This is a genomic window from Bacillus sp. B.PNR1, from assembly GCF_030386235.1.
Lineage (GTDB): Bacteria > Bacillota > Bacilli > Bacillales > Bacillaceae > Bacillus > Bacillus stercoris.
The window spans coordinates 369,140-384,806 of record NZ_JANYMN010000001.1; the positions used below are offsets into that span (position 1 = coordinate 369,140).

18 protein-coding genes are annotated in these 15,667 nt (G+C 43.7%); 17 read left to right on the forward strand and 1 reads right to left on the reverse strand.

From position 1 onward, the window contains the following. The first annotated feature begins 22 nt into the window (after positions 1-22). The 16 genes from NZD81_RS01915 (at position 23) to NZD81_RS01990 (ending at position 14,575) form a co-directional block, all read left to right on the forward strand. Entirely contained in the window at positions 23-547 is a 525-nt protein-coding gene (locus NZD81_RS01915; protein ID WP_082032957.1) for a PRC-barrel domain-containing protein, read from the forward strand. 11 nt (positions 548-558) lie between these two features. Continuing rightward, the gene (locus NZD81_RS01920; protein WP_003225893.1) at positions 559-750 is read left to right on the forward strand and encodes a hypothetical protein; all 192 of its coding nucleotides are present in this window, start codon (positions 559-561) and stop codon (positions 748-750) included. 21 nt (positions 751-771) lie between these two features. Next, entirely contained in the window at positions 772-903 is a 132-nt protein-coding gene (locus NZD81_RS01925; RefSeq protein ID WP_014664797.1) for a DUF3918 family protein, read from the forward strand. A 396-nt stretch (positions 904-1,299) separates the two neighbouring features. Continuing rightward, positions 1,300-2,361: an AI-2E family transporter gene (locus tag NZD81_RS01930; protein ID WP_289859270.1), complete on the forward strand. Its 1,062-nt coding sequence runs from the start codon at positions 1,300-1,302 to the stop codon at positions 2,359-2,361. A 329-nt stretch (positions 2,362-2,690) separates the two neighbouring features. Further along, positions 2,691-5,327: an alanine--tRNA ligase gene (gene alaS, locus NZD81_RS01935; protein ID WP_147772302.1), complete on the forward strand. Its 2,637-nt coding sequence runs from the start codon at positions 2,691-2,693 to the stop codon at positions 5,325-5,327. 84 nt (positions 5,328-5,411) lie between these two features. Next, a complete protein-coding gene (locus NZD81_RS01940; RefSeq protein WP_003225903.1) occupies positions 5,412-5,678 on the forward strand; it encodes an IreB family regulatory phosphoprotein in 267 nt (88 codons plus the stop codon). A gap of 7 nt (positions 5,679-5,685) precedes the next feature. After that, complete coding sequence (ruvX, locus tag NZD81_RS01945) at positions 5,686-6,102, forward strand: Holliday junction resolvase RuvX (RefSeq protein WP_003229795.1); 417 nt, start codon at positions 5,686-5,688, stop codon at positions 6,100-6,102. Between the two features lie 17 nt (positions 6,103-6,119). Then, positions 6,120-6,401 (forward strand): DUF1292 domain-containing protein, encoded by a 282-nt coding sequence (locus NZD81_RS01950; RefSeq protein WP_014664792.1) that lies wholly within the window; start codon positions 6,120-6,122, stop codon positions 6,399-6,401. A gap of 130 nt (positions 6,402-6,531) precedes the next feature. Continuing rightward, complete coding sequence (gene mltG, locus NZD81_RS01955) at positions 6,532-7,614, forward strand: endolytic transglycosylase MltG (RefSeq protein WP_040082307.1); 1,083 nt, start codon at positions 6,532-6,534, stop codon at positions 7,612-7,614. A gap of 151 nt (positions 7,615-7,765) precedes the next feature. After that, on the forward strand, positions 7,766-8,419 hold the full coding sequence (locus NZD81_RS01960; RefSeq protein WP_040082308.1) for an O-methyltransferase: 654 nt from the start codon (positions 7,766-7,768) through the stop codon (positions 8,417-8,419). 5 nt (positions 8,420-8,424) lie between these two features. Further along, positions 8,425-9,354 (forward strand): peptidase U32 family protein, encoded by a 930-nt coding sequence (locus NZD81_RS01965; protein ID WP_040082309.1) that lies wholly within the window; start codon positions 8,425-8,427, stop codon positions 9,352-9,354. 18 nt (positions 9,355-9,372) lie between these two features. After that, complete coding sequence (locus NZD81_RS01970) at positions 9,373-10,641, forward strand: peptidase U32 family protein (RefSeq protein WP_003229802.1); 1,269 nt, start codon at positions 9,373-9,375, stop codon at positions 10,639-10,641. A 6-nt stretch (positions 10,642-10,647) separates the two neighbouring features. Then, on the forward strand, positions 10,648-11,283 hold the full coding sequence (udk, locus tag NZD81_RS01975; RefSeq protein WP_003225916.1) for a uridine kinase: 636 nt from the start codon (positions 10,648-10,650) through the stop codon (positions 11,281-11,283). 250 nt (positions 11,284-11,533) lie between these two features. Beyond that, complete coding sequence (greA, locus tag NZD81_RS01980; RefSeq protein WP_004399078.1) at positions 11,534-12,007, forward strand: transcription elongation factor GreA; 474 nt, start codon at positions 11,534-11,536, stop codon at positions 12,005-12,007. A gap of 53 nt (positions 12,008-12,060) precedes the next feature. After that, positions 12,061-13,815 carry a peptidoglycan D,D-transpeptidase FtsI family protein gene (locus tag NZD81_RS01985; RefSeq protein ID WP_289859275.1) on the forward strand — a complete coding sequence of 585 codons (1,755 nt, stop codon included), beginning with the start codon at positions 12,061-12,063 and terminating at the stop codon, positions 13,813-13,815. A gap of 64 nt (positions 13,816-13,879) precedes the next feature. After that, positions 13,880-14,575 carry a YrrS family protein gene (locus tag NZD81_RS01990; RefSeq protein WP_040082312.1) on the forward strand — a complete coding sequence of 232 codons (696 nt, stop codon included), beginning with the start codon at positions 13,880-13,882 and terminating at the stop codon, positions 14,573-14,575. A gap of 36 nt (positions 14,576-14,611) precedes the next feature. Here the strand turns inward: NZD81_RS01990 and NZD81_RS01995 are convergent, their stop codons facing one another. Continuing rightward, positions 14,612-14,815, reverse strand: a complete 204-nt coding sequence (locus tag NZD81_RS01995; protein WP_014477495.1) for a YrzA family protein — start codon at positions 14,813-14,815, stop codon at positions 14,612-14,614. A 192-nt stretch (positions 14,816-15,007) separates the two neighbouring features. Here NZD81_RS01995 and NZD81_RS02000 point away from each other — a divergent pair, with 192 nt between their 5' ends. Continuing rightward, positions 15,008-15,649: a class I SAM-dependent methyltransferase gene (locus tag NZD81_RS02000; protein ID WP_289859278.1), complete on the forward strand. Its 642-nt coding sequence runs from the start codon at positions 15,008-15,010 to the stop codon at positions 15,647-15,649. Positions 15,650-15,667: the final 18 nt, after the last annotated feature.

The window sequence follows — 15,667 nt, forward strand, 5'->3', positions numbered from 1 at the left end:
GCAGTGGAATTGATTTCATCGTATGAGTCTAAGGCGCAAAGCAAAACCTAAGCCTGTTCAACAAAAGGTGGTTGATCACACTTTGAGAACATGCCATGAAGTAGAAGGATTCCCAGTATACTCAGAACGAACTTCTTGTTATCTCGGGGCAATTTCTGATATTTGTTTTTCTCTGCAGGGAGATTGTCTCGGGTTTATTCTTGCACAAAAACGGTTTTTGCATCATCATCATGCGCTATTACGAGCGTGTGATATCTCTTCCGTTCTTGATGACCGCATATTGGCTTCGGTCAGTTCAGAACAGCTTCTGCCTCTTCCGAAATCATGCTTCACATACGAACAGATGAAAATGAAGCTTGTGAAATCGCAAGAGGGGGATATATTGGGGATGCTGGAAGATGTATACTTTTGTTTGGACAGGGGCATAATCGTAGCATATGAACTCTCGGACGGTTTCTTTTCTGACCTGGCGGGAAGCAAGCGCCAGATCCAAAGAGCGGATTCGCTTGTCGAGGTGCGGAAAGACGAGATCGTTCTGAACGGATAGAGGTGTGAGATATGCTTATATGCCCGAATTGCAAAAGTAAGGATATCGGGAAAATCGGCGTGAACCAATATTATTGCTGGGGCTGTTTTATTGAGCTGACTGTGGCGAAAGGGAAGATTGCAACTCATCAGGTGGAAGAAGACGGAACGTTAAGCAGCTTGGATGATTTGTTTTCTGAGGATGAACGCAGCATCAATTTTTAATCATGAAAGGAGATGCGCAGGATGAATCGGACGATGACTTCTCTTTTGGCAATGGGAGCCGGAGCTCTCGTGTACCGAATGGCGACTCAATCTGACATGCTGAATAATCGAAGCATGAAGCGGATGAGAAGAAGAATGATGAAAATGTTTTAATGCAAAAAGGATACTCTCTAAAGAGTATCCTTTTCTATATTTGCCGGACTGAAAGGGAGTAATTGACTGCCACATACATAAGGCGCCGTAAGTAAATCGAAAAAAATAACCGCCGTCTGATCAGTTCGGGCAAAGCTAAGCAATCACAACAGCAAGCGATGTATCTAATGGGCGGAACCATGCAGCGAAGCGCTTGCGGCATGAAGAACAAAGTCAGTGTAGCTCAGCCCGGTGGAGCACGACGCTTCTATCAGCCGCTTCTGTAATTTCAGATAGCATAGCGGATTTAAAAACACACTAAACGATCTGAAAAAATGTCCACGACTTAGGACTGGCTGAAAACATAAAAGAATAATTCTGTGTAAACCTCAAAAGATATAGGTGAGGTGAAAGCAGATGCTTCAAAAACCGGTGCAGCTTTTGTTATGGGTGGCCATTTGTTTGCTGGTTCTGTTAACAGTCTACGTCTTTTTTATGCTTGATATGTTATGGACACCCTTTTGGTACGTCATAAAAACGATCTTTATTCCCTTGATTATTTCCATTTTTATATCTTATTTATTGCTTCCGGTCACAGAATGGCTGCATGGCAAAGGATTGCCTAGGACTTTGAGCATCTTGGTTATTTATGTTCTTTTTTTTGGCGGGATTGGCTGGGCGCTGTATAAGGGGGTGCCTGTTCTCATCGTGCAGCTGACGGAGTTGTCAGAAAATATACCGATGTTTGCCGAAACGTATAACGTGCTCCTTCTTCATGTGCATAATCATACGGATGATTGGCCTGATGGTATGCATCACCGTATAGATAAAATGATCAGCCAGACGGAGGCGTTTTTTGCTGGAACGATCGAGGGTGCGATCAGCGGAATCCGAAACGTGCTTGATTATTTCTTAATTGCGGCAACGATCCCTTTTCTTGTATTTTATATGGTAAAGGACATTGAGCTAATGAAAAAGACGGTATGGTACCTGACTCCGAAGTCGTGGAGAAAGCGAGGCAGCGCCTTTTTGCGCGATGTGGATGACTCTCTTGGAGATTACATCCGCGGGCAGCTTTTGGTCTGCCTGATTCTCGGCGTGATTGCTGGCTTTACGTTCTGGGTATTTGGGCTTCCGTATCCGCTGATACTCGGCCTTATCTCTGGGATCACGAATGTCATTCCGTATTTTGGCCCTTTCATTGGAGCTGTTCCTGCATTGTTAATTGCGATGACAATCTCAGTGAAGGCGGTTCTTGTTGTGGTGATTACGGTGTTTATTCTGCAGTTTATGGAAGGCAATATCCTTAGTCCGTTCATTGTCGGCAGAAGCCTTAAAATGCATCCGGTCGTAATCATGCTTGCGCTCCTCGCCGGAGGGGAGCTTGCGGGAATCGTCGGGATGATTCTGGCTGTTCCTGCGACGGCTGTTTTAAAAGTGATGATGATCCATTTTTTGCGAATGAGGACAGAGCATTGACATTGGCGTGCCGCTTGTCTATAATTTCTCGTAGAATACATACGAATCTCGAGTGACGGATCTGAGTACGCCGAAGCCCTGTTAAAGAGAGAAGCTCCATAAGCTGAAAGGAGCTTTAGCAGAAGATCGGAGGAAGCTAATCCTGAGTGCAGTTAATCACTGCCGCACATCCTGCGTTACAGGGTTTAAGGTGACGGGCGAATGAAGCCCGTAATCAGGGTGGTACCGCGAGACAGCTCTCGTCCCTGTGTAAACGTTGGTTTGCATAGGGGGAGGGCTTTTTTGCTGTCACTGAAGAGAATTTCGATTTTTATAGAGGAGGAAATACAATGAAACACTTAACTTCTGCGGAAGTGCGTCAAATGTTTTTGGATTTCTTTAAAGAAAAAGGGCATGCGGTAGAGCCAAGCGCGTCATTAGTGCCTCATGAAGATCCCTCACTGCTTTGGATCAACAGCGGTGTTGCGACGCTGAAAAAATATTTTGACGGCCGTGTTGTTCCGGAAAATCCTAGAATCGTAAACGCTCAAAAAGCGATCAGAACAAACGATATAGAAAACGTAGGTAAAACTGCGCGCCATCATACTTTCTTTGAAATGCTCGGAAACTTTTCCATCGGCGATTATTTCAAAGAAGAAGCCATTACATGGGCTTGGGAGTTTTTAACGAGCGATAAGTGGATCGGCTTCGACAAAGAGCTTCTTTCTGTTACGGTTCATCCTGAAGATGAAGAAGCGTATGAGTTTTGGGCGAAAAAAATCGGTATTCCTGAAGAAAGAATCATCCGTCTGGAAGGGAACTTCTGGGATATCGGTGAAGGGCCGAGCGGACCGAACACGGAGATTTTCTACGACCGCGGTGAAGCATATGGTAATGATCCAGAAGATCCGGAGCTTTACCCAGGCGGAGAAAACGACCGTTACTTAGAAGTATGGAACCTTGTGTTCTCAGAGTTCAACCATAACCCTGACGGCACGTACACACCGCTTCCGAAGAAGAACATTGATACAGGCATGGGACTTGAAAGAATGGTATCTGTCATCCAGAATGTTCCGACAAACTTTGATACCGATTTGTTTGTTCCGATCATAAAAGCAACAGAATCGATTTCTGGTGAAACATACGGCAAAGACAATGTGAAGGACACTGCGTTTAAAGTGATTGCCGACCATATCAGAACAGTTGCCTTTGCTGTCAGTGACGGGGCGCTGCCGTCAAATGAAGGCCGCGGCTATGTATTAAGACGCTTATTGCGCCGTGCCGTCCGTTATGCCAAAACGATCAACATCCACCGTCCGTTCATGTTTGATTTAGTGCCGGTTGTCGCAGAAATCATGGCTGATTTCTATCCTGAAGTAAAAGAAAAAGCGGATTTCATCGCAAAAGTCATTAAAACCGAGGAAGAACGATTCCATGAGACCCTTAATGAAGGGCTTGCGATCCTGTCAGAAATGATCAAAAAAGAAAAAGACAAGGGCAGCAGCGTCATCTCAGGTGCTGATGTGTTTAAACTGTATGATACGTATGGATTCCCGGTTGAACTGACTGAAGAATACGCAGAAGACGAGAACATGACGGTTGACCATGAAGGCTTTGAGGAAGAAATGAACCAGCAGCGTGAACGGGCAAGAAACGCCCGCCAGGATGTCGGCAGCATGCAGGTGCAGGGCGGCGCATTGCGCGACGTGACCGATGAAAGTACATTTGTCGGCTATTCTCAAACCAAAGCTGATGCCAATGTCATTGTGCTTCTTCAGGACGGCCAATTAATCGAAGAGGCTCATGAAGGCGAAAGCATTCAATTCATTCTTGATGAAACACCGTTCTATGCAGAAAGCGGCGGTCAAATCGGCGACAAAGGCTATCTCCGCAGCGAGCAGGCAGTTGTGAGAATTAAAGATGTCCAAAAAGCGCCGAACGGCCAGCATGTGCATGAAGGTGTTGTGGAGAGCGGTACTGTTCAAAAAGGCTTGCATGTTACTGCTGAAGTTGAAGACCATATGAGAAGCGGCGTCATTAAAAACCACACGGCAACGCATTTATTGCATCAGGCTCTAAAAGATGTTCTTGGAACTCATGTCAATCAGGCGGGCTCTCTTGTAACTGAAAACCGTCTTCGTTTTGACTTCTCACACTTTGGCCAAGTGACAAAAGAAGAGCTTGACCAAATTGAAAGAATCGTAAACGAAAAAATTTGGGCGAGCATCCCGGTCAATATTGATTTGAAACCGATCGCTGAGGCAAAAGAAATGGGTGCGATGGCTCTGTTCGGCGAAAAATATGGCGATATTGTCCGTGTCGTTCAAGTTGGGGATTACAGTTTAGAGCTGTGCGGCGGCTGCCATGTCAGAAATACAGCAGAAATCGGCTTGTTTAAAATCGTTTCTGAATCTGGAATCGGGGCAGGCACAAGACGGATTGAAGCTGTGACGGGGCAAGGCGCTTACGTCGAAATGAACAGCCAGATTTCTGTATTGAAGCAGACTGCTGACGAGCTGAAAACAAATATCAAAGAGGTGCCGAAACGGGTCGCGGCTCTGCAGGCTGAGCTGAAGGAAGCACAAAGAGAAAATGAATCTCTTCTTGCGAAACTAGGCAACGTGGAAGCAGGAGCGATCCTGTCGAAAGTAAAAGAAGTTGGCGGCGTAAACGTGCTTGCGGAAAAAGTTAATGCAAAAGACATGAACCATCTCCGCACAATGGTTGATGAACTCAAAGCAAAGATTGGCTCTGCGGTGATTGTGCTTGGTGCGGTACAAAACGATAAAGTAAATATTTCTGCCGGAGTCACAAAGGACCTTATTGAGAAAGGCCTTCATGCCGGCAAGCTGGTTAAACAAGCTGCGGAAGTTTGCGGCGGAGGCGGCGGAGGCCGTCCGGACATGGCGCAGGCAGGCGGCAAACAGCCGGAAAAATTAGAAGCAGCTTTGGCTTCTGTAGAAGATTGGGTGAAATCCGTTTTATAATTCGCCCATGTAGTGTAGAATGATGGTAAGATTAGGACCCCAGGCTGAACTTTGCCTGCGAATTTGGGAAAGAGGTGCAAAACGGTGAGCTCGTTTGATAAAACGATGAAATTTAATTTCTCCGATGATTCTGCTGAGACTAACGTAAATGAGGTGCTGATTACTGTGTATGACGCGCTTCAGGAAAAGGGCTACAATCCAATCAACCAGATTGTCGGATACTTGCTGTCAGGTGATCCCGCTTATATTCCTAGGCATCGTGACGCTCGCAATTTAATTCGCAAACTTGAAAGAGACGAATTAATCGAGGAATTGGTGAAGTCTTATTTAGAACAGCATAAAGAGGCGTAAATAAAGAATGAGAATATTAGGACTCGATTTAGGAACCAAAACACTCGGTGTAGCTCTGAGCGATGAAATGGGCTGGACTGCTCAAGGCATTGAGACCATAAAGATAAATGAAGCGGAAGGCGATTATGGTTTATCTCGTTTATCTGAACTGATAAAGGACTATACTATAGATAAAATCGTGCTCGGCTTTCCTAAGAACATGAACGGAACAGTCGGCCCGAGAGGCGAAGCCAGCCAAACATTTGCTAAAGTGCTTGAAACAACGTACAATGTTCCTGTTGTGCTGTGGGACGAGCGTCTTACCACAATGGCGGCTGAAAAAATGCTGATTGCAGCTGACGTAAGCAGGCAAAAACGAAAAAAAGTCATTGATAAGATGGCGGCTGTCATGATTTTACAAGGATATCTCGACAGCTTAAATTAGAGCCAGAGGTGAAAAAAATGGAACACGGCGAAAAAAATATTACAATTGTTGACGAGCAAGGAAATGAACAGCTTTGTGAAGTGCTGTTTACATTTGAAAACGAAGAGTTTGGCAAGTCTTATGTATTGTACTATCCAATCGAATCAAAAGATGACGAAGAAGTAGAAATTCTTGCTTCCAGCTTCACGCCAAACGAAGACGGTGAAAACGGTGAGCTATTCCCGATTGAAACTGACGAAGAATGGGATATGATCGAAGAAACACTAAACACATTCTTAGCGGACGAAGACGAAGAGTAAAACATCGTGCCAAATCAAAGCCGGAGCTATACTGCTCCGGCTTTTTTGTGCTTGATGCAGGCCTCTTTTTGTAATAAATTGCCGAAATACAATGAATCATGTAGTATAAGAGCTGATGGGAGGAGACCTAATGTATATCAATCAGCAAAAAAAATCGTTTTTTAATAAAAAAAGAATCATACTGTCTTCCATTGTTGTGCTGTTTCTCATCATTGGCGGGGCATTTTTATATGGGAAATCATTGCTTGAACCTGTTGAAAATGACAGTAAAACGGCAGTGAATATTAACATTCCGAGCGGTTCGTCTGTTTCAGCCATCGCATCGATATTAAAGAAAAATGATGTCATAAAAAGCGAGAAGGCATTTCAGTACTATGTGAAATATAAAGGTGCTTCCGGGTTTCAGGCCGGATTCTACCATCTGAATAAAGGAATGGATTTAGATGCCATTATTCAGAAGCTGACAAGCGGGGCTACAGGCTACGCTTTTCAAATCACAGTGACTGAGGGAGCACAGCTGACCCAAATCGCAGCTGCTATTGCTGATGAAACGAAATACTCGAAAAAACAAGTCATAGCGAAGCTGGACGATGAAACATTTATCAATCAGCTGAAGAAAGAATTCCCGGACACTGTGACAAACGATGTTTTCAATCAAAACATTAAGCACCCGCTTGAAGGGTACCTATTCCCGGCTACATACCCTTTTAACGATCCGGACACATCACTTGAAGACATTATCAAGGCAATGATCAAGCAGACAAATTCTTATGTGGAAACATATAAATCAGAAATGAAGAAAAACAAACTTTCTGTGCATAAGCTGCTGACGATGGCTTCTTTAATTGAAGAAGAAGCGACAGAAAAAGCCGACCGCCATAAAATTGCGAGCGTCTTTTATAACCGCCTGAAAAAGAAAATGCCGCTCCAAACAGATCCGACCGTCCTGTACGCGGCAGGCAAGCATAAAGATCGGGTTCTTTATAAGGATCTGGAAATCGATTCACCATACAATACGTATAAAAACACAGGACTGACGCCAGGACCGATCGCCAATGCCGGCATGTCGTCATGGGAAGCGGCGCTGCATCCGGATAAAACGGACTATCTGTACTTCTTGGCCAAATCAAATGGTGAGGTCGTATTTACAAAAACGCTAAAAGAGCATAATAAAGCAAAAGAAAAATACATTTCCTCAAAAAATGAGAAATAAAAGGAGAGCAAAAAGCTCTCCTTTTGTTCGCTTTCCGCAAGGTTTTATGATAAAATATATCGGGTTGTTTACCGATGTATCATGATGTATTCAGAGAGTGTCCTGTGCATAAGACTGGGGCACTCCTTTTTAGAACGGGAGGCTGTTTGTAGTGACTGACCGGTATGAACAAATAAATGACTATATAGAAGCATTATTAAAGCCTCGGCCGGATAACGTGAAGAAGCTTGAAGCATATGCAGAAGAACATCATGTCCCGATCATGGAAAAAGCGGGCATGGAGGTGCTGCTTCAAATTTTGTCTCTGAAACAGCCGAAAAAAATACTAGAAATCGGAACGGCCATTGGTTATTCTGCCATTCGAATGGCGCTGGAGCTGCCGTCTGCTGAAATATATACAATTGAACGCAATGAGAAACGGCACGAAGAAGCGGTAAACAATATCAAGGAATTTCAGCTTGATGACCGGATTCATGTTTTTTACGGAGATGCGCTTGAATTAGCTGACGCCGTTCATGTAACTGCGCCTTACGATGTCATTTTTATTGACGCTGCAAAAGGTCAGTATCAAAACTTTTTTCATTTATATGAACCGATGCTTTCACCGGACGGGGTGATTTTAACGGACAACGTGCTGTTTAAAGGTCTGGTGGCAGAGGATTACAGCAAAATAGAACCGAAGAGAAGGCGCAGGCTTATAACAAAAATTGATGAATATAATCATTGGCTGATGAATCATCCGGATTACCAAACTGCGATTATTCCTGTCGGGGACGGACTTGCGATTAGTAAAAAGAAGAGGTGAACGTCATGAAAAAACCAGAGCTCTTAGTGACGCCGACAAGTACGGCTGACATTTTGCCGCTCATACAGGCGGGAGCAACTGCGTTTTTAGTTGGGGAACAGAGATACGGCTTGAGATTGGCCGGAGAGTTTTCTCGTGAAGATGTAACGAAAGCCGTAGAGATTGCCCACAAAGAAGGGGCAAAAGTATACGTTGCTGTAAATGCAATTTTCCATAACGATAAAGTGGGTGAGCTTGGCGAATATCTGGCTTTCTTAGCGGAAGCCGGTGTCGATGCAGCGGTATTCGGCGATCCTGCCGTGCTGATGGCTGCCCGTGAATCTGCGCCTGATCTGAAGCTTCATTGGAGTACAGAAACAACAGGCACCAACTACTATACATGCAACTACTGGGGACGCAAGGGCGCGGCGCGTTCTGTGCTTGCCAGAGAATTAAACATGGATAGCATTGTCGAAATGAAAGAAAATGCTGAAGTCGAAATTGAAATCCAGGTGCATGGAATGACGTGCATGTTCCAATCGAAGCGTTCTTTGATTGGAAACTATTTTGAATATCAAGGAAAAGTCATGGACATTGAAAGAAAGAAAAAAGAATCTGGCATGTTTTTGCACGATAAAGAACGTGATAATAAATATCCGATTTTCGAAGATGAAAACGGCACTCATATTATGAGCCCGAACGATGTGTGCATCATTGATGAGCTCGAGGAATTGATAGATGCCGGAATTGATTCCTTCAAAATTGACGGTGTCCTGAAAACGCCTGAATACTTAATAGAAGTCACCAAAATGTACAGAGAAGCAATTGATTTGTGCGTGGAAGACCGTGACGAATACGAAGCGAAAAAAGAAGACTGGATTGAACGCATTGAAAGCATCCAGCCAGTGAACAGAAAAATCGATACCGGATTCTTCTTCAAGGAAACGGTTTATTAATCAAAAGGAGGTTAAGCTATGACTGCCGTAAATGATAAAATATCCACAATCGTCAATGGTAAACGTGTGATTACGAAAAAGCCGGAGCTTCTCGCACCTGCGGGTAATCTTGAAAAGCTGAAAATCGCTGTTCATTACGGAGCGGACGCGGTCTTTATCGGAGGACAGGAATACGGGCTGCGCTCGAATGCCGATAACTTTACGATCGAAGAAATTGCAGAAGGCGTTGAATTCGCAAAGAAATATGGCGCGAAGATCTATGTAACAACGAATATTTTCGCTCATAATGAAAACATGGACGGGCTTGAAGACTATCTAAAAGCGCTTGGAGACGCCAACGTTGCCGGCATCATTGTGGCGGATCCGCTTATTATCGAAACATGCCGCAGAGTGGCGCCGAATGTTGAGGTTCACTTGAGCACACAGCAGTCTCTTTCAAACTGGAAGGCTGTCCAGTTCTGGAAGGAAGAAGGTCTTGATCGCGTCGTGCTGGCACGTGAAACAAGCGCTCTTGAAATCAGAGAAATGAAAGAAAAGGTAGATATCGAAATCGAATCCTTCATTCACGGCGCAATGTGTATTGCATATTCCGGCCGCTGCGTGCTGAGCAATCACATGACAGCGCGGGATTCCAACCGCGGAGGCTGCTGCCAGTCATGTCGCTGGGATTATGATCTCTACCAAACAGACGGTGCCAACGCCGTTGCTTTGTATGGTGAAGAAGATGCACCATTTGCGATGAGCCCGAAAGATTTGAAGCTGATTGAATCCATTCCGAAAATGATTGAAATGGGAATAGACAGCTTAAAGATTGAAGGCCGCATGAAATCTATTCACTATGTAGCAACTGTTGTCAGCGTATACCGCAAAGTAATCGATGCTTATTGCGCTGATCCAGAAAACTTTGTGATTCAAAAAGAATGGCTTGAAGAGCTCGATAAGTGCGCCAACCGGGACACTGCGACAGCTTTCTTTGAAGGAACGCCAGGCTATGAAGAGCAAATGTTCGGCGAGCACGCCAAAAAAACGACATATGATTTTGTCGGCTTAGTGCTGAATTATGATGAAGACACACAAATGGTCACGCTTCAGCAGCGCAATTTCTTCAAAAAAGGCGACGAAGTGGAATTTTTCGGTCCGGAAATCGAAAACTTTACACATACGATTGAAACCATTTGGGACGAAGACGGAAATGAGCTAGATGCTGCCCGCCATCCCCTGCAAATTGTCAAATTCAAACTAGACAAAAAGATTTATCCGAGCAACATGATGAGAAAGGGGAAGTAACAGCCCATGGGTAAGAATCCAGTAGTCATTGGAATCGCAGGAGGTTCCGGTTCAGGAAAAACGAGTGTCACACGGTCCATTTATGAACAATTTAAAGGACACTCGATTTTAATGATCCAGCAGGACCTTTATTATAAAGACCAAAGCCATCTTCCGTTTGAAGAAAGGCTGAACACAAACTATGATCATCCGCTTGCGTTTGATAATGACTATTTAATCGAGCATATTCAAGATCTATTGAATTATCGCCCGATTGAAAAGCCGATCTATGATTATAAGCTGCACACCCGTTCAGAAGAAACGGTTCACGTAGAGCCAAAGGATGTCATTATCCTTGAAGGCATTCTTGTTCTTGAAGACAAAAGGCTTCGTGATCTGATGGATATCAAGCTTTACGTTGATACGGACGCTGACTTGCGTATCATCAGACGGATTATGAGGGATATTAATGAGCGCGGACGCTCTATTGATTCTGTCATTGAACAATATGTGTCAGTGGTCCGCCCGATGCATAATCAATTCGTCGAGCCGACCAAACGATACGCTGATATTATTATCCCGGAAGGCGGACAGAATCACGTCGCAATTGATCTGATGGTCACAAAAATTCAAACCATTCTTGAACAAAACGCGATTTTGTAATACCATAGCATAGACATAAATAACTCTGACCATATTATGTATAGGCAGGAAGGGAATGTGCGAATTCCCTTCTTTCCCTGTTTATAAACGCGAAATATTTGCAGAACGACAAGATTCAGTTTAAGATAAACAGTACCTATATGGGAGAGAAGAACGAGGACTGCCCTGTGTTCTCATTCTTGTATTTTTTAGTTTATGCTCTCATACATAATCGAAGATGTTGAGGGACAACCAGAAGGAGTGAAGGGACATGGCACAAGAGAAAGTTTTTCCTATGACTGCAGAAGGAAAACAGAAACTTGAACAAGAATTAGAATATTTGAAAACGGTTAAACGAAAAGAAGTAGTAGAGCGCATCAAAATTGCGAGAAGCTTCGGAGACCTTTCCGAGAACTCTGAATACGATTCAGCGAAAGAAGAGCAGGCATTTGTAGAGGGCCGCGTGACGACTCTTGAAAATATGATTCGCAATGCGAAAATCATTGAAGATGACGGCGGCTCTAACGTAGTCGGCTTGGGTAAAACCGTCACTTTCGTCGAACTGCCTGACGGTGATGAAGAATCATATACGATCGTCGGAAGCGCCGAAGCTGATCCGTTTGAAGGGAAAATCTCAAACGATTCACCGATCGCAAAAAGCCTTTTGGGCAAAAAAGTAGATGAAGAAGTCACAGTTCAAACACCGGGCGGAGAAATGCTCGTGAAAATTGTGAAAATTTCATAATATCTGTTTAGCAGCGAAACACCTCGTCCACAATGTGGGTGAGGTGTTTTTTTATGATGATATCGAAACGAATGAAGCTGGCAGTCATCGCTTTTTTGATTGTATTTTTTCTGCTTCTGCTGAGGCTTGCAGAAATCCAGCTGTTCTTCACAGAATCATTTTCTAAAAAGAAAATCAATTTGATTCAAGAAAGTGTGAAACAGCGGACGGAGGAAGTGCTTATTTCAGATGGAAGAGGCTCTTTTTTAGATCGGAACGGGCGGGCGCTGACAGGCCAAAGCGAGCCTGCGGTTGTTTTGTTCCCTTTTCTGCTGACACAGGATTGGCCGATCAAAAAAGTTGCGGACATCCTCGGCATGTCTGAAGACGATTTGCGCCAGACACTAGGTAAGGCAAAAAAACCGGTCATTTTGCAGCAAAAGAAAATCAAAACACTTTCAAAACAATCTATCACAAAAATCAATTCTTTGAAATATCCCGGCATTTACGGCGTATATATGGAGAATGAAGACAAGCCAAGCCTTGCTTCACATACGATAGGGAGCACGAATCAAGATCCGGCGCTGCTCCGAAAGAAATATCCTGACAAGGAGAACCTTCCGATTACGACAGAAATCGGAACAACCGGTTTAGAACGGACATTTGATGAATTTTTGCTTCCGGAACAAGACACAAAGCTTTTATATCATGTGGACGGAAAGGGAAACCCTTTGTTTGGCATGGACGTCAAATATACAGCTGAAGCCAATACATTTTATCCGCTCCAGGTCAAAACAACGATCGATCAAAGCATTCAAAAAGCGATGGAGGAGGTATTGGATGAACAGGGGCTGAAAAAAGGAGGAGCTGTGCTGCTGGACATCGAAAATAGCAGCGTTTTGGGTATTGTAAGCAAACCTAATGCGGATGTGTCCCGGCAAAACACACTTCAAAATTATATGCTGACGCCAATCTATCCCGGATCAGTTTTTAAAACAGTTATTGCAGCGGCAGCAATCGAGAATAATACGGTGAAGCCGAGCAAAACCTTTAATTGCAATTTAAACCTGTACGGGGAACCGGGGGACGACAAAGGAACCTTGTCTTTTGATGAAAGTTTTGCCCAAAGCTGCAATTACACATTTACGAGTCTTGCAGAACAATTAATGAAAAAAGACAGCTCGGTTATTGAAGATATGTCTGAGAAGCTGGCTCTCACTGATCGGGCAGGCTGGGAGGGAAAGCTGTACCACGAAACCGATTTCCGTCAGCTGTATAACGAAAAAAGCGGCGTGATATGGGGGGATGAAAAAGACAAATCAGTCAAAAAAGCCATTGCGCAAACAGCGATTGGGCAGAAAAATGTAAAGGTAACGCCGCTCGAGGTAGCCAATATGATGGCGACAATCGCCCGCGGCGGAGAAAAACGGCAGGTGAAAATTGCCGAACAAATTGAGTATAAGAATGGCACAACGCTCGTTACGTTTAAAGATCAGAAGCTTAAAGGAGAAACGATAGACAAATATACGTCACAGCAGCTTCAAAAAATGCTGCGGCGGGTGGTAGAATCTCCTTCCGGAACGGGCAGAAGGTTTCAAGATCTTCCGTATACTGTAGCAGGGAAGTCGGGCACAGCCCAGACAGGCAAGCTTTCAAAAGAGAAAGAAACGCTTTATGAAAAATGGTTTGCCGGATACTTTCCCGCGGATAAGCCGAAATACGCTCTTGTTGTTTTACACATGGATACACCGGGAGATAAGGCTCTGACAAATTCAGTGTTTTATGATATTGTTAAAAAAGTACACGAAATTGAAATCAATCAGAAATAGAACAACTTCTCAGCACATGTTAAAATATATGCTGAGCCAAGAGGGATAAAGGAGTGCAGAATTATTGAGCAATAATCAATCTCGTTATGAAAACCGTGATAAGCGCAGAAAAGCCAATTTAGTGCTTAACATTTTAATCGCAATCGTATCCATACTAATTGTCGTAGTAGCAGCGAATCTCTTCATTAACAGTCCTTCTAGCAAAGATGTCAGCAAGGATTCTGAAACGACACAAAAACAAGAATCTCCGGCTTCAGGAAAGACGGAAAAGAAATCGGATGAGGATATAAAAGACAGCAAGAAAGATACTTCTGACAGCGAAAAGGATTCTGAGAAGTCTTCAGATTCTGATTCAGATTCCAAAAAAGATGATTCTTCTTCTAAAAAAGATGACTCTGACTCAGATTCAGCAGGTGACGGGCTTAAAGATGCAAAAGTTACAGAAGGCGGCTCATCAAGCGATGTGGAAAAAACGTATGAAAATTCCGACTGGAAAGCAGTTGGAACTGAGCAGACAGGCGAGCATGCCGCTACTTATGATTCAAGCTCACAAGACTGGGCTGAGATGCTAAAAGCCATTTCATATGCAACAGGTGTCTCAACAGATAACATGACGGTGCTCTGGCTTGGAAATAACGGCAGCCCTCAGGATGCCAAAGGCAAGATTTTAGACAAGGCGACTGGGAATAAATATCAAGTCACGATTACATGGGTTGATAAAAAAGGCTGGAAGCCGACAAAAGTAGAAAAGCTAAAATAAACAAAAGCAGCCGGGCTACAACCGGCTGCTTTTGTTTTAGGCTTCTGCTGCGAAATGAACCACCGCGCTATACAATATTCTTCCTTCTGCCACAGCAGTTTGGTGTGAAACAGATTTCACCCGGAGCATGATGGCTTTATTGTTTTCAATTTGTGTATTGATTTTCTTTTCAAGCTCCTGCAATGAAGCCGCTTCAAAAAATTCCACTTTGTCTTTAATCAGATCTAATTGAAAATTCATGTCTTGCCCCTCCAGCTTTCACAAGTCATATGAAGTATAAGCTTTTTTGCAGTCTTTGCGCAATATGAGATGGCATAAAATACACAAAGTGTTTTAGTACCTGCTTTTCAGAAGATGTGGTATGATAGGAACTGTTCCATCGTTAATTCATAGTATACTTATAGGAATTATTAAATATGGAGTGTGACAAATATGGGACGTGAATTTATCCCTCTCTTTGAAGATTGGGCAGCAACTTATGATCAAACAGTACAAGGCTTTGATATTCAGTATAAAGAAGCGTTCAGAGGCTACGATCATATCCTTGATGCCATCGTCAGCAAATCTGGAATGCACGTGTTAGAATTTGGCCCGGGGACCGGGAATTTGACAGCAAAGCTGCTTGATGCGGGCAAAACTGTATTTGGAATCGAACCTTCTCCAGCAATGCGTAAACTGGCTTCTGACAAGCTTTCAGGCAGAACGGAAATCGTAGACGGAGACTTCTTGACATTCCCTAAGCCGCCATTTCAGGCTGATACCATCGTCAGTTCATACGCTTTTCATCATTTAACCGACAAAGAAAAGCGGGCCGCCATAAAGCAATATGGCAAATACCTTCATTTGCATGATAAAATAGTGTTTGCCGATACCGTCTTTGAAGATGCGCAAGCGTATCAACAGGCTATCGATAAAGCCCGTTCTCAAGGCTTCTATCAGCTTGCAAATGATTTAGAGACAGAACATTATCCTACATTGGATGCGTTGAAAGAGATGTTTACAGCTGAAAGTTTTGCAGTCCAATTCACTCAGCAAAACGACTTCGTGTGGATAATGGAGGCGATCAAACGGTAAAATGAAGGGAATGTGAAT

Excerpts from the sequence above, each read along its gene's own strand:
- NZD81_RS01915 (WP_082032957.1), top strand. The coding sequence starts at position 23 with ATGAGTCTAAGGCGCAAAGCAAAACCTAAGCCTGTTCAACAAAAGGTG.
- NZD81_RS01920 (WP_003225893.1), top strand. The coding sequence starts at position 559 with ATGCTTATATGCCCGAATTGCAAAAGTAAGGATATCGGGAAAATCGGC.
- NZD81_RS01925 (WP_014664797.1), top strand. The coding sequence starts at position 772 with ATGAATCGGACGATGACTTCTCTTTTGGCAATGGGAGCCGGAGCTCTC.
- NZD81_RS01930 (WP_289859270.1), top strand. The coding sequence starts at position 1,300 with ATGCTTCAAAAACCGGTGCAGCTTTTGTTATGGGTGGCCATTTGTTTG.
- alaS (WP_147772302.1), top strand. The coding sequence starts at position 2,691 with ATGAAACACTTAACTTCTGCGGAAGTGCGTCAAATGTTTTTGGATTTC.
- ruvX (WP_003229795.1), top strand. The coding sequence starts at position 5,686 with ATGAGAATATTAGGACTCGATTTAGGAACCAAAACACTCGGTGTAGCT.
- NZD81_RS01950 (WP_014664792.1), top strand. The coding sequence starts at position 6,120 with ATGGAACACGGCGAAAAAAATATTACAATTGTTGACGAGCAAGGAAAT.
- mltG (WP_040082307.1), top strand. The coding sequence starts at position 6,532 with ATGTATATCAATCAGCAAAAAAAATCGTTTTTTAATAAAAAAAGAATC.
- NZD81_RS01965 (WP_040082309.1), top strand. The coding sequence starts at position 8,425 with ATGAAAAAACCAGAGCTCTTAGTGACGCCGACAAGTACGGCTGACATT.
- NZD81_RS01970 (WP_003229802.1), top strand. The coding sequence starts at position 9,373 with ATGACTGCCGTAAATGATAAAATATCCACAATCGTCAATGGTAAACGT.
- udk (WP_003225916.1), top strand. The coding sequence starts at position 10,648 with ATGGGTAAGAATCCAGTAGTCATTGGAATCGCAGGAGGTTCCGGTTCA.
- greA (WP_004399078.1), top strand. The coding sequence starts at position 11,534 with ATGGCACAAGAGAAAGTTTTTCCTATGACTGCAGAAGGAAAACAGAAA.
- NZD81_RS01985 (WP_289859275.1), top strand. The coding sequence starts at position 12,061 with ATGATGATATCGAAACGAATGAAGCTGGCAGTCATCGCTTTTTTGATT.
- NZD81_RS01995 (WP_014477495.1), bottom strand. The coding sequence starts at position 14,815 with ATGAATTTTCAATTAGATCTGATTAAAGACAAAGTGGAATTTTTTGAA.
- NZD81_RS02000 (WP_289859278.1), top strand. The coding sequence starts at position 15,008 with ATGGGACGTGAATTTATCCCTCTCTTTGAAGATTGGGCAGCAACTTAT.